This window comes from Novosphingobium sp. AAP83 (genome assembly GCF_001295795.1).
Taxonomy (GTDB): Bacteria; Pseudomonadota; Alphaproteobacteria; order Sphingomonadales; family Sphingomonadaceae; genus Novosphingobium.
In genome coordinates, this window is record NZ_LJHY01000071.1 from 59,758 (window position 1) to 71,979 (window position 12,222).

Annotated in this window: 12 protein-coding genes; 5 read left to right on the forward strand and 7 right to left on the reverse strand. The window is 60.4% G+C overall.

Translation table 11 applies throughout. The annotated features are described in order from the left end of the window. Positions 1-29: 29 nt before the first annotated feature. On the reverse strand, positions 30-1,076 hold the full coding sequence (locus tag IP81_RS19010) for a rod shape-determining protein (protein WP_054109575.1): 1,047 nt from the start codon (positions 1,074-1,076) through the stop codon (positions 30-32). Positions 1,077-1,265: 189 nt separating this feature from the next. Between IP81_RS19010 and mutL the strand changes: the two genes are divergently transcribed. Both mutL and IP81_RS19020 read left to right on the forward strand, forming a co-directional pair. Continuing rightward, positions 1,266-3,071, forward strand: a complete 1,806-nt coding sequence (gene mutL, locus IP81_RS19015) for a DNA mismatch repair endonuclease MutL (RefSeq protein WP_054109576.1) — start codon at positions 1,266-1,268, stop codon at positions 3,069-3,071. Continuing rightward, positions 3,071-3,568 (forward strand): hypothetical protein, encoded by a 498-nt coding sequence (locus IP81_RS19020; protein WP_197274709.1) that lies wholly within the window; start codon positions 3,071-3,073, stop codon positions 3,566-3,568. Before mutL ends, IP81_RS19020 begins: the two co-directional genes overlap by 1 nt. 1 nt (position 3,569) lies before the next feature. Here IP81_RS19020 and ychF read toward each other — a convergent pair whose 3' ends face one another. Then, positions 3,570-4,670 (reverse strand): redox-regulated ATPase YchF, encoded by a 1,101-nt coding sequence (gene ychF / locus IP81_RS19025; protein ID WP_054109578.1) that lies wholly within the window; start codon positions 4,668-4,670, stop codon positions 3,570-3,572. A 139-nt stretch (positions 4,671-4,809) separates the two neighbouring features. Here ychF and IP81_RS19030 point away from each other — a divergent pair, with 139 nt between their 5' ends. Beyond that, entirely contained in the window at positions 4,810-6,324 is a 1,515-nt protein-coding gene (locus IP81_RS19030; RefSeq protein ID WP_054109579.1) for a tetratricopeptide repeat protein, read from the forward strand. 17 nt (positions 6,325-6,341) lie between these two features. On the opposite strand, the gene IP81_RS19930 is transcribed toward IP81_RS19030, so the two are convergent. The 5 genes from IP81_RS19930 to IP81_RS19055 all read right to left on the reverse strand — a co-directional run bounded on the left by IP81_RS19930 (position 6,342) and on the right by IP81_RS19055 (position 10,236). Continuing rightward, positions 6,342-6,863 carry a PEP-CTERM sorting domain-containing protein gene (locus tag IP81_RS19930; RefSeq protein ID WP_082356313.1) on the reverse strand — a complete coding sequence of 174 codons (522 nt, stop codon included), beginning with the start codon at positions 6,861-6,863 and terminating at the stop codon, positions 6,342-6,344. Between the two features lie 157 nt (positions 6,864-7,020). Further along, a complete protein-coding gene (gene pth / locus IP81_RS19040) occupies positions 7,021-7,590 on the reverse strand; it encodes an aminoacyl-tRNA hydrolase (RefSeq protein ID WP_054109581.1) in 570 nt (189 codons plus the stop codon). 127 nt (positions 7,591-7,717) lie between these two features. Continuing rightward, the gene (locus IP81_RS19045) at positions 7,718-8,314 is read right to left on the reverse strand and encodes a 50S ribosomal protein L25/general stress protein Ctc (protein WP_054109582.1); all 597 of its coding nucleotides are present in this window, start codon (positions 8,312-8,314) and stop codon (positions 7,718-7,720) included. Between the two features lie 132 nt (positions 8,315-8,446). Then, a complete protein-coding gene (locus IP81_RS19050) occupies positions 8,447-9,337 on the reverse strand; it encodes a TraB/GumN family protein (protein WP_054109583.1) in 891 nt (296 codons plus the stop codon). Continuing rightward, positions 9,334-10,236 (reverse strand): TraB/GumN family protein, encoded by a 903-nt coding sequence (locus tag IP81_RS19055; protein ID WP_054109584.1) that lies wholly within the window; start codon positions 10,234-10,236, stop codon positions 9,334-9,336. Before IP81_RS19055 ends, IP81_RS19050 begins: the two co-directional genes overlap by 4 nt. Positions 10,237-10,379: 143 nt before the next feature. Here IP81_RS19055 and IP81_RS19060 point away from each other — a divergent pair, with 143 nt between their 5' ends. Together IP81_RS19060 and IP81_RS19065 are read left to right on the forward strand one after the other, a co-directional pair. After that, positions 10,380-11,285 (forward strand): glycine--tRNA ligase subunit alpha, encoded by a 906-nt coding sequence (locus IP81_RS19060; protein ID WP_054109590.1) that lies wholly within the window; start codon positions 10,380-10,382, stop codon positions 11,283-11,285. Continuing rightward, on the forward strand, positions 11,282-12,222 hold a 941-nt coding region (locus tag IP81_RS19065), incomplete at its 3' end, for a glycine--tRNA ligase subunit beta (protein ID WP_157573348.1). The genes IP81_RS19060 and IP81_RS19065, both read left to right, overlap by 4 nt.

Here is a 12,222-nt window from a genome sequence, read left to right on the forward strand (position 1 = left end):
GGAGCCGCATTGCAACCCGTTATAAGCGATCAAGCGGTGGTTAGCACGCCGCGATAAATCGGATCTTCCATCGCACGGCCCGTGCCCAGCGCTACGCACGAAAGCGGATCTTCGGCAACGCTAACCGGGAGGCCGGTCTCTTCGCGCAGATGCTCGTCCAAACCGCGAATCAGTGCACCGCCACCGGTAAGCACGATGCCCTGATCGACGATGTCTGCGGCCAGTTCCGGCGCGGTGTTTTCCAGCGCGATACGCACACCTTCGACAATCGCGCCGATGGGTTCGGACAGTGCTTCGGCCACATTGGCCTGTGTGATCGTGATTTCCTTGGGCACGCCGTTCACAAGGTCGCGGCCCTTGATGGCGATTGTTTCACCCACACCATCAGCAGGGACGGTGGCGATGCCATATTCCTTCTTGATGCGTTCTGCGGTGCCTTCGCCAATCAACAGGTTGTGATGGCGGCGAACGTAGGAAACGATGGCTTCGTCCATCTTGTCACCGCCGACGCGCACCGAGGTGGTGTAGGCGAGGCCGCGTAGCGAGAGCACGGCGACTTCGGTCGTACCGCCGCCGATATCGACGACCATCGAGCCGATGGGCTCGGTGACGGGCATATCGGCACCGATCGCCGCAGCCATCGGTTCGAGAATCAGGTAAACTTGGCTGGCTCCGGCGTTGCTGGCAGCATCGCGGATCGCGCGCTTTTCAACCGATGTGGCGCCCGAGGGCACGCAGATCACGATTTCAGGGAAGCGCAGCAGGCTTTTTGATCCATTCACCTTGCGGATGAAGTGCTTGATCATTTCTTCGGCCACTTCGATATCGGCAATCACGCCATCGCGAAGCGGGCGGATCGCTTCGATGTTGTCAGGCGTTTTGCCCATCATCATCTTGGCGTCATCGCCCACGGCCTTGACCCGCTTGATGCCGTTGATCGTCTCGATAGCTACGACCGAAGGCTCGTTCAAAACAATGCCGCGATCCTGCACGTAAACCAGCGTGTTGGCCGTGCCGAGATCGATCGCAATGTTCTGCGAACCGAATTTGAAGAATCGCGAAAAGATCGAAGCCATCAGAAAATCCGTAAATAAACTGCGGTTTGGCGCACGGGCACGCGCCAGACCCCTCCAGAATGTGCGCCCGGGAAGGTGGCTCACTAGCAGGGGTTTTCGGTAAAACCCATAGGCTTGTGTGCGATTGGATGGATAACTTTTCCGCTTGTCTCGAAAAAAGGCAGGTTCGACGCTAAGGATACCCCGAATATGAGAGTCATCCGTCGCCTTCCTGAAACGCTGATCAACCGGATTGCCGCCGGTGAGGTGGTTGAACGCCCTGCCAGCGCGCTCAAGGAATTGGTCGAAAACGCCATTGATGCGGGCGCTGTGCACATCCACGTGCGCCTTGCCGAAGGTGGCCTTGCGATGATCGAGGTGTCTGATGACGGTTGCGGAATGCGGCCTGATGAAGTCGAACTCGCGCTTGAACGGCATGCTACATCGAAGCTGCCGGATGAGGCCATTGAGCAAGTCGAAACGCTCGGTTTTCGTGGGGAAGCGCTGCCCTCGATAGCGTCCGTAGCGCGGGTTACTATCGAGAGCCGCCCGCAAGGCAGCGCCGATGGCTGGAAGCGCGTGGTCGATAACGGCGTGTTGCTGTCGGAAGGCCCTGCCGCTTTGCCTCCCGGCACGCGGGTGCGGGTGGAGCATTTGTTCGAGAAAATTCCCGCACGCCGCAAATTCCTGCGCAGCGCCCGGTCGGAATGGGCCGCCGCGCAAGACGTGGTGCGCCGCCTGGCAATGGCGAGGCCAGACCTTGGCTTTACGTTGGAGCATGATGGCCGCCGCGCGCTGCATGTGCAGAGCGATGAAACGCTGGAAGCGCGCGTGGCGCAACTGGTGGCACGCGAATTGGCGGGCAATTCGGTGGCGGTCGATCTGGCGCGCGGTGATTATCATCTGGTCGGTGTGGCCGGATTGCCCACCTTCAATCGCGGCGTGGCCGATCACCAGTATTTATTCGTAAATGGGCGTCCGGTGAAGGACCGGCTGCTGATCGGCGCGGTGCGCGGAGCCTATGCCGATATGCTGGCGCGTGATCGCCATGCGGTGTTGGCGCTGTTCCTGCAAGTTCCCGGCAGCGAGGTGGATGTCAATGTGCATCCCGCCAAGACCGAAGTGCGTTTCCGCGATCCGCAACTGGTGCGCGGCATGGTCGTCTCCGGCCTGCGCCATGCCTTGGCGAGCGGGGACCGGCGTGCAGCGCAAGCTCCGTCTGCCAGCGCGATGGCAGCGTGGCAGGCAGAGCCGATTGCGCCCGAATCCGGAGCCAGCCTGCCGCAGCAAGGCTCTATCTTCGCCCAGCAATGGCGGCCCGAAGCGCGCGTTTCCGATGCCGGACAGGCCTGGCGCGGCTATGAGCAGACGCTGATGGCCCCCATCGCGGCCCGCGCCGAAGAAGCGTCCGAACCGGTCGTGCCTGCAACACAGCACCCGTTGGGCGTGGCACGGGGCCAAGTGGCCAATACTTATATCGTGGCAGAGGCCGAGGATGGCCTTGTCATCGTTGATCAACACGCCGCGCACGAACGCCTTGTGCTGGAACGCTTGCGCGCAGGCGGTGCAGGGCAGGGCGCCGCCCCTAGCCAGGCGCTGCTGATCGGCGAAGTCGTCGAATTGGAAGAAGTATCGTGTGACCGGCTGGAGGACGCATCGGCCAAACTTGCGGAATATGGGCTGGTACTGGAACGCTTCGGGCCGGGCGCGATGTTGGTGCGCGCCATTCCGGCAGCACTGGCCAAGGGTGATCCGGCCAAGCTGGTGGCCGATGTTGCCGATGATCTTGCGCAGAACGGCGATGCCCTGCTTCTGGGGGAAAGGCTTGATCTGGTGCTTGCCACGATGGCCTGCCACGGCTCGGTCAGGGCGGGGCGCGTGCTGTCTGTGGCCGAAATGAACGCGCTGCTGCGCGAAATGGAAGTGACGCCGCGATCAGGGCAGTGCAATCATGGCCGTCCGACATGGGTCAAACTGGCGCATGGCGATATCGAAAAGCTGTTCGGGAGAAAATGATGCCGACTTTGCCACGCAGCGCGTTGATCACCCTCGGGGTTCTGGCCCTCACAGGCTGCGGGGAAAAAGAGCCGAGCGATGCCGAGGCGATTGCGGCGGTTAACGCGGCGCAAGATATCAAGGCTCCGGTGGAGCCTTTGGCGCTACAGCCGATCCTCTCGCCCGATATAACCAAAAACAAGCTGCACGGCACGGGTTGTGCGTTTGTTCCGGAAGGCGGCGGGATTGGCGCGGTGCTTCTGGCGCAAGACAAGCGCGGGGTAATCAAAGTGGGGAATGCGCTCGTCATCCTCGCGCCCGACACTGGTAGCGCGCAGATGCCATTGGGCAGCTGGTCACACTATACCGGCAAAGAAAACGCGCTGACGCTCACCGCAAGCAGCCCGGCCACGCCGCTGGGCACCGGGCAGCAATTCAAGGGCAAGCTGGTGATCACCGACGAGCATGAGCGGCCCGTCTATTCCGCCAGCGGCGATTTCCAGTGCCGGGCGATCTGATTTAGACGTTGAATTTGAAGTGTAGAACGTCGCCGTCCTTGATCTGGTATTCCTTGCCTTCTTGGCGCAGCTTACCCGCATCGCGTGCGGCGCTTTCACCGCCCAATGTGACGAAATCATCGTAAGCGATGGTTTCAGCGCGGATGAAGCCGCGCTGCATGTCGGAATGGATTTCACCGGCCGCTTCCGGGGCCTTTGCGCCCAGATGCGTGGTCCATGCGCGCGCTTCCTTGGGGCCGACAGTGAAGAACGTGATCAGGTGCAGCAGTTCGTAGCCGGAACGGATCACGCGGGCGAGGCCGGTTTCGTGCAGGCCCATTTCCTCAAGGAAAACGCTGCGCTCTTCGGGGTCCATGCCGACCAGTTCGGATTCGATGGCCGCCGATACGATGACCGCATTGGCGCCTTCGGCCTTGGCCTTTTCGAACACGCGGGCGGAAAATTCGTTTCCGGTGGCGGCGCTGTCTTCGTCCACATTGCACACATAGAGCACCGGCTTGGCGGTAAGCAGTTGCGCTTGCTTGAACACGCGCTCTTCTTCTTCGTCCTTGGGCTTGGTCAGGCGAGCGGGCTTGCCTTCGCGCAGCAACTCAAGGGCTTGGCCGAGCACCGAGGCAATCAGCTTGTTTTCCTTGTCGCCCTGTGCGGCCTTCTTCACCGCTGCCGGAACACGCTTTTCGAGGCTTTCAAGGTCAGACAGCATCAATTCGGTTTCCACCGTGTCAGCGTCAGAGACAGGATCTACTTTATTATCAACGTGCTGGATGTCGTCATTTTCGAAACAGCGCAGCACATGGACGATGGCATCCACTTCGCGGATGTTGCCAAGGAACTGATTACCAAGGCCTTCGCCCTTCGAAGCACCGCGCACGAGGCCTGCGATATCAACGAAGCCAAGCTGCGTCGGAATGATCTTTTGGCTGCCAGCAATCGCGGCCAGTTTGTCCAGACGTGGATCGGGCACGCCGACATTGCCGACGTTGGGTTCGATCGTGCAGAACGGATAGTTTGCCGCCTGCGCGGCCTGCGTTTCGGTCAGCGCATTGAATAGCGTCGATTTACCGACATTGGGAAGCCCGACGATCCCGCAACGAAAACCCATTTCCACACTCCTTGTCTGGAACGCGCCCTTAGCGGGGGTTGGCGGGTTTGGAAACCTTCGCCGATAATTCAGGTAAATCCTCTGGCAAATGCTCTGGCGTTTTCACCAAAATTTCAGGCCTGCGTGTGATAATCGCTGCATGAAAAAGACACTGATTCTCCCGCTCGCCCTTCTTCTCGCCTCATGTGGTGATGATCCTGCTGCGCGCATTGCCCGTGCGCGTGAGGAAATCGCCGGAATGCAACTGGGGGCTGCCCGTGTCGATCTTACCGCTGCGCTGGCCGAACAAGGCGATAGCATAGACCTGCTTAAGCTCTTGGCCGGGGTGCAATTGCGCTTAGGCGATGGGGATGGCGCACAGGCCAGCGCTGACCGGCTTGAGCGCTTGGGCTTCAAGGGCGCAGAGCTGATCCAGATCAGGGCCGAAGCGGCGCTGCTGCGCGGCAAGGCCGAGCAAGCTTTGGCAATGCTGGCCGATGACAATTCCACCACCGCATGGCGGGTGCGGGCTGCGGCCAAGATCGCGCTGAAGGATACCCAAGGCGGGATTGACGCAATGCGCGCCGGTGTGGCCGTAGGCGATGATCCGCTTCTCTTGCGCGATTACGCGCGCTTCCTGATCGATGCGCAAGACCTTGACGGTGCGCAAGCGCAAGTGGCCAAGTTGTTCCGGTTGCAGGCCGATGGTTTCGATGCGCTGATGCTGTCTGCCGATATTGCGGCGCGGCGCGGCCAGATGGAACAAGTCCATGCCACACTGGAGAAGGCGGCAAGTCGCTATCCCAAGCTGGCCGATCCGTGGATGGCGCGTGCCAAGGCCTATGACATCGAAGGCAAGCTTGATGACGCCATTGCGATGACCGAGCGTGCGGCTGCGTTGGCACCCGATGATCGCGGCGTCAAAGATCTCAAGGTGCTGTTTGCATCTATGAAGGGTGATTGGGATACGGTGCGAACCACGTTGGCAAAGCAGGAAGGGGTGCTTGATCCGATCTCGCCTTATGGTTTGCTTTATGCAGAATCGATGCTGCGCACCGGCCATCCAGAACAGGCCCGCGCCATGTTCCAGCGCGCGCTCAGCCGTTCGCCAAACAATCCCTATTCACGGTTGATGCTGGCGGAGGCGCAAATGGCTACTGGCGATGCCGTGGCGGCCTATGCCACGGTGCGCCCGTTGTCAGACAGCTTGATTGCAGGTGAAGACGAGTTGGATGTGGCGGAAAAGGCAGCGCGGGCGATGGGCAGCCCTGATGCTGATGCGCTAAAAGCGAGGCTGGCGGCGGTGCGGACCAGCCAATCGGTTGAACTCGACCGCAAAGGCCGCGCTGCCATTGCGCGCGAGGACTGGAACGGGGCTATCGAGGCCTATGGCCAGTTGGCGCAAATGGGTAGGGATGCCGAAGTGCTGAAGCGGCTGTCGTTGGCGCTTAGCCATGCCGGCCGCGCCGATGAAGCCATTGCCGCCGCCGATCAGGCGCGGGTGCTTCGCCCCGAAGACCCGGACATGACCTATATGGCAGGCTATGTCCGGGCTATGGGGGGGAAGGACCGTGCAACTGCGCTGACTTTGTTGCAGCAAGCGGCAGATACGGATCCAAGCAACGCTGTATTCAAGCGCAGCCTTGCAAGGTTCTCCACCGCACAAGGCGGCTAAGAACCTTGCCTGCCTGATCAGGCGCGTGGCTTGCCCTTGCGTGAGCGGGCAAAGCCGATGCCGAGCAGGCCGAGCGCCATCATGCCGAGCATGCCTGGCTCTGGAACCGAGGTGCCACCCGAAGTAGAGGTGGATCCGCCCGATGTGGTTGAGGTGGTGCCGCCCGAAGTGGTGGTCGTGGTGCCACCGGTCGTCGTGCCGCCTGACGTGGTCGAGGTGGTGGTGCCGCCCGTGGTCGACGATGTGGTGCCGCCCGAGGTTGTCGATGTCGTGGTGGTACCGCCCGAGGTGGTTGACGATGTGGTGGTGCCGCCCGACGTGGTCGTGCCGCCAGATGTCGAGGTAGTGCCACCCGACGTTGTGGTGCCGCCCGTGGTGCTTGACGTGCTGCTGGTCGTGCCGCCGCAGCCGCCGCCGGTGTGGCCGCAGTGGCAATAGTGCTTGTGCGGTTTCTTCTTCCACCAAGTAGCATTGGCTGGCGTTGTAGTGGTCATGCCCATCAGAGCAATTGCGGTGATGATCGAAGCGCGGATTTTCATACTAACCCCCATTGGTTAACTTGGAACTGCTCAATGCTATGCAAATGTAGTGCCATTTGTTGCAGAACAGGTGTTTAAGTGGTTAACGGCCAGGAAGATTTTTTCAGTTGTAAGCCACGCCGACAGTTTCGAACTCAATTCGGGCGTTTTTTGACAGTTAAGCCTGCTGGCGCAGCGCCACATCATTGATGAACCGCACGCCATCACCGCGCGCCAGCCAATCGGCCTCTGACGCAATCGCACCCAGCATATCCACCAGATCATCTTGCTCGGCCTTGGCGAAATTGCCCAGTACATAGCCGGTAACGCGGTCCTTATGGCCCGGGTGGCCGATGCCTAGCCGCACACGCTGGAATTCCGCGCCCAGATGCTGATCAATTGAGCGTAGGCCATTGTGCCCGGCAGTGCCGCCACCGTGCTTCACCTTGACCTTGAACGGCGCGAGGTCCAGCTCGTCGTGGAACACGGTTAGTGCATCCAGTCCGAGTTTGTAGAAGCGCATCGCCTCGCCCACCGCGCGCCCGCTCTCGTTCATGAACGTCGCGGGTTTGAGCAGCAGCACTTTTTCGGTGCCGATGCGGCCTTCCTGCAACCAGCCCTGAAACTTCTTCTGGACGGGGCCAAAGCGGTGCACTTCGGCAATGGTATCAAGCACCATGAAGCCCACATTGTGCCGGTGAAGCGCATATTGCGGTCCGGGATTTCCGAGGCCGACCCAGAGTTGCATTGCAGGGGAGATCCTTGTGCTTGGCGGGGGAGGGCATAGCGCAAACCCTGCACCCAAAAAAGAACCCCTCCCGCACGGTGCGGAAGGGGTGTCTTTTCAGCTCACCGCCGGGGCGGGAGCAGAGGCTTTAGGCAGCCGTATCGCCTTCTTCGCTCTTCAGCGCAGAAGGAGCAACGATCGTGGCGATGGTGAAATCGCGGTCGATCGCAGGCTTTACGCCGGCAGGCAGGGTAACCGCGCTGATGTGGATCGAATCGCCGACTTCATAGCCCGAAACATCAACGATGATGTCGTCAGGGATCGAATCTGGCGAGCAGATCATTTCCAGCTCATGGCGAACTACGTTCAGGATGCCGCCCTTCTTGAGGCCGGGCGATTTCGCTTCGTTGATGAACACAACCGGCACGTTCACGTGAACAACAGAGTCCTTCGTGATACGCAGGAAATCCGCGTGCAGCGGACGGTCCGAAACCGGGTGGAAAGCGACGTCCTTGGGCAGGGTGCGCAAGGTCTGTCCGTCCACAGTAAGCTCGACGACAGAGTTGAAGAAGTGGCCGGTGCCCAGCGCTTTTTTCAGCGCCTTTTCTTCGAGGTGAATTGCAACCGGTGCTTCATTGCCGCCATAGATGACAGCGGGGGTGCGGCCTTCGCGACGCAGTGCACGGGAGGCTCCCTTGCCTGCCCGATCGCGCGTCTCAGCCGACAGCGTAAGCGTCTCGCTCATGTGTCAGTACCTTTTCAAGAATGCTATGTTTCAATACTTCCTCCGCCACGCCTCCAGGGATGACCATGACAGGGAAGCGGCGGCCCTTAGCTGGTTTGGCGGGAAATGCAAGCAATCAGGAAGGCGTAACCCTCAAGGCATCCGCTTAATTTGCCACCCGCGCGCCATCATCAGGCGTTGCAGACTGTCCCCACCGGCCAGATGCGCTGCGCCTACTGCGACGAATGGCTTTGCGCCTTGCTTGAGCATGACATCGAGTTGTTCGGCCCAGGCGCTGTTGCGGTTAGTCAGCAAGGCTTGGTGCAAGCCGTTATCGGCAAGGAAACCGCGATTTGTCTCGCTGGCAATGCCCAGATCATCGCCGCGCAGCCACAGCGCTACCATATCTGCCTCTTCGTCCTTGTCGCTAGCGGCTTCAACCGTCACTTCCTGCAAGAGCACTAGCTGCGCGCGCGGTGGCAGCGCATCGAAAATGCCAAACTGGCTGTCGATGGTCTCAAACCCCGCAATCGGCTTCGTCCCTGCCAGCATGCGCAATTGCGGTTCTGCCCCGCTTTGCGGATCAGCCCCTGCCGCTTGCCCCGCAATAGCAGCCAATTGCAGCGCCACTGCCCAGCTTTCGGTATCGGCAAAGTCTGCGTCCGTCAGATCAAGCTTGCGGTAAACCTTGGCCAGTTTTTCACGATAAGGCGCGGGCAAGCGTTGTGAAGGTGGGGGCAGGCCCGGTGTTCCCGCCAGCCGCGCCAAGGCCTCGCCGGCAATGTCCTGATTGAGCGGCTCGGCGATTTCCATCACCAGCCTGTCCGAATTGCCCAATGCCTCGGTAATCGCGGGGCGCAGCCATTGCGTGCCCGGCGACAAAGCGTGAACCGTGCCTAACATATAGCCGCGCATCGTGCCCGTGTTGTCGGCTATCTGCCATAGCGCCACTTTCGCATCGATTTGCGGTGCGGGATCGCGGCGGAACCACGCCACCGCTATGCCCAGCGCGGCAAACAAGGCAAGGCGCAGCAGAAGTTTCACTGCACGCGCTCTGCGATAATGCCTTTTATCTTTAACACATGTTGGACGCTGCGTTCGCCTGCCAGATGGCCTGCGCCCACGGCTATGAAGATGCGCCCGGGCTGCCGCATTCTCGCGGCGATCCACACGGCCCAATCGCGATTGCGCTGGAACAGCAGCGCTTCGGCCAGGGCAGGGTCATCCATCTCGCTATTGAGCAGATTGGCCAAGGCTTCGGGCTCGCCCGCGCCCCAATGCTTCACCATCGCATCGATTGATGGAATCGACTTGTCAAAATCGCGCACAGCCTCGTTCAGGAACCGGAGCTGCGCTTCGCGCGAAAGGCCATCGAACAGTCCGAGCTGAAAACCGATGGTTTCCAGAGCCCCCTCTTTTTTGCCTTTGGCGAGTGCCGCCTTGCGCAAAATGCTTTCTGCGCCGTCTTCTTCGGCATAGCCCGCAATTGCGTAAGGCATTATGCCAAGAGTAATACCCGCCAGCCAAGGTTCATACTGATCAAAGGCGTCGTGCGGTATCTTCAACCGTTTCAGCAGGGCTTCGTAAGCCGCGCGGTCTGTCTTGCCCATCAAGGAGCGCAATGTCCCGCCGGGCAACATGCCCACCGCATCCACCACTTTTTGCTGCTCCGCTTCGGAAACATCGGGAATTTCGGTGACCAATTCGTCTGAGGCATCAAGCGCTTTGGCCACCGGCCCTTCGAACCACACCAGATTTTTGGGCAAGACGTGGATAGTGCCAAACAGATAAATGGTGGTGTCTTCATCCGCCACTTTCCACAGCGCAGGTTTCATCTGCCGCACCGGAGCCGGTGCAGCCGCCGGTTCCTGCGCGTGGGCGATACCTGAAAATGCTGCCACGGCGAGGGCAAAAGCCACAGCAAGGGTGCGTCTGATCGTCATTGGTCCATCCTAACCCTGCGGGAATGAACGAACCGTTTTCATGATGCAACACCGGTAAACTGATCAATGCCGCTCCGAATGATATGCTTGGTTTGCCCGAAAAGGTTGATTTGAGCAGCCTCATCGGCCAAAGCCGCGCGATTATGGCCGACAGCACACATAAGCCCCTTTGCCTGCAAGATATGATCTTGCGTTTGCACACATTCTGGAGCGAGCAGGGCTGCCTGATCCTCCAGCCTTATGACATGCGCATGGGCGCAGGGACGTTCCATCCCGCCACTACGCTGCGCGCCTTGGGGCCAGAGCCGTGGAACGCCGCTTTCGTGCAACCCTGCCGCCGCCCCACCGATGGCCGCTATGGCGAAAACCCCAACCGGTTGCAGCACTATTACCAGTATCAGGTGATCCTGAAGCCAAGCCCCGCCAATTTGCAGGAGCTTTATCTGCAATCGCTGGGCGTGATCGGCATCGATCCGCTGGTCCACGATATCCGCTTTGTCGAAGACGATTGGGAATCGCCAACGCTGGGCGCATGGGGCCTTGGCTGGGAAGTGTGGTGCGATGGCATGGAAGTCACCCAGTTCACCTATTTCCAGCAGATGGGCGGGTTCGATTGCAAGCCGGTGGCGGGCGAATTGACCTACGGTCTGGAACGTCTGGCGATGTATATTCAGGGCGTTGATAACGTCTATGATCTCGCGTTCAACAATCACGGCGTTTCCTATGGCGATGTCTTTCTCGAAAACGAGAAGCAGATGTCCAAATGGAACTTTGAAGTGGCCGATACCGAAAGCCTGTTCGAAGGCTTCCGCCGTGCCGAGGCCGAATGCCAGCTTTCGCTGACGAACGATGTGCCCATTGCCGCCTATGAACAAGCCATCGAAGCCAGCCACCTGTTCAACCTGTTGCAGGCGCGCGGCGTGATCTCGGTGCAGGAACGCGCCAGCTATATGGGCCGTGTCCGCGATCTCGCACGCGGATCATGCGAGGCCCACATGGCCAAATTTGAAGACCAATGGGCTGCCCAATATCCGGAGTGGAGCAAGTGACCGATTTCCTCCTCGAATTGCGCTCAGAGGAAATTCCGGCGCGGATGCAGGCTGGAGCGCGCGCCGATCTGGCAAAGCTTTTCGCCAAGGAACTGGCCGCTGCCGGATTGCAGGCGGGCGAGGTCACCGTCTGGTCCACCCCGCGCCGTCTCGCCCTGATCGCCCGCGATCTGCCATTGGCGACGCAGGCTGTTTCCGAAGAAGTCAAAGGCCCGCGCACCTCTGCGCCCGAACAGGCGCTCGAAGGCTTCCTGCGCAAGACCGGCCTGACCAAGGGCCAGTTGACCGAACGCGATGGCGTGTGGTTCGCCGTCACCGAAAAGCCGGGTCGCGCGACGAAAGGCGTGCTGGCCGAAGCGATCCCCGCCATCATCCGCGCTTTCCCCTGGCCCAAAAGCCAGCGCTGGGGCGCGGCTTCGATCTCCACCGAAAGCATCCGCTGGGTCCGCCCGCTCTCGGGCATCGTTGCCATCCTTGGTGAAGACCTGATCGAATGCGAAGTGGGCGGCGTGAAATCAGGCTATGCCACCCGCGGCCACCGCTTCCACCACGATGGCGAAATCACCATCGGCGGGGCGAGTGATTACGCTGAAAAGTTGCGCGCTTGCCATGTGATTGTCGATCATGTCGAACGTGAAGCGATGATCCGCGAAAAGGCGAAAGCCGCCGCTGACGCTGCGGGCTTGGTGCTGGTGGAAGACGAAGGCCTCGTGATCGAAAACGCCGGCCTCACCGAATGGCCTGTGCCCTTGCTGGGCCGTTTCGACGAGGAATTTCTTGAGGTTCCACCTGAAGTTATCCAGCTTACGGCTCGGATAAACCAGAAGTATTTCGTGTGCACCAAGCCCTCTCCCCTTCAGGGGAGAGGGAGGAGCGGCGAAGCCGCGGAGGGTGTGGGGGCCGCAGGCGTTGCGCTCGCGGATAGCCCCCCCCCCCC

Bases quoted from the DNA above. Each gene is read 5' to 3' on its own strand.
- IP81_RS19010 (WP_054109575.1), bottom strand. From the start codon at position 1,076: ATGGCTTCGATCTTTTCGCGATTCTTCAAATTCGGTTCGCAGAACATT.
- mutL (WP_054109576.1), top strand. From the start codon at position 1,266: ATGAGAGTCATCCGTCGCCTTCCTGAAACGCTGATCAACCGGATTGCC.
- IP81_RS19020 (WP_197274709.1), top strand. From the start codon at position 3,071: ATGCCGACTTTGCCACGCAGCGCGTTGATCACCCTCGGGGTTCTGGCC.
- ychF (WP_054109578.1), bottom strand. From the start codon at position 4,670: ATGGGTTTTCGTTGCGGGATCGTCGGGCTTCCCAATGTCGGTAAATCG.
- IP81_RS19030 (WP_054109579.1), top strand. From the start codon at position 4,810: ATGAAAAAGACACTGATTCTCCCGCTCGCCCTTCTTCTCGCCTCATGT.
- IP81_RS19930 (WP_082356313.1), bottom strand. From the start codon at position 6,863: ATGAAAATCCGCGCTTCGATCATCACCGCAATTGCTCTGATGGGCATG.
- pth (WP_054109581.1), bottom strand. From the start codon at position 7,590: ATGCAACTCTGGGTCGGCCTCGGAAATCCCGGACCGCAATATGCGCTT.
- IP81_RS19045 (WP_054109582.1), bottom strand. From the start codon at position 8,314: ATGAGCGAGACGCTTACGCTGTCGGCTGAGACGCGCGATCGGGCAGGC.
- IP81_RS19055 (WP_054109584.1), bottom strand. From the start codon at position 10,236: ATGACGATCAGACGCACCCTTGCTGTGGCTTTTGCCCTCGCCGTGGCA.
- IP81_RS19060 (WP_054109590.1), top strand. From the start codon at position 10,380: ATGGCCGACAGCACACATAAGCCCCTTTGCCTGCAAGATATGATCTTG.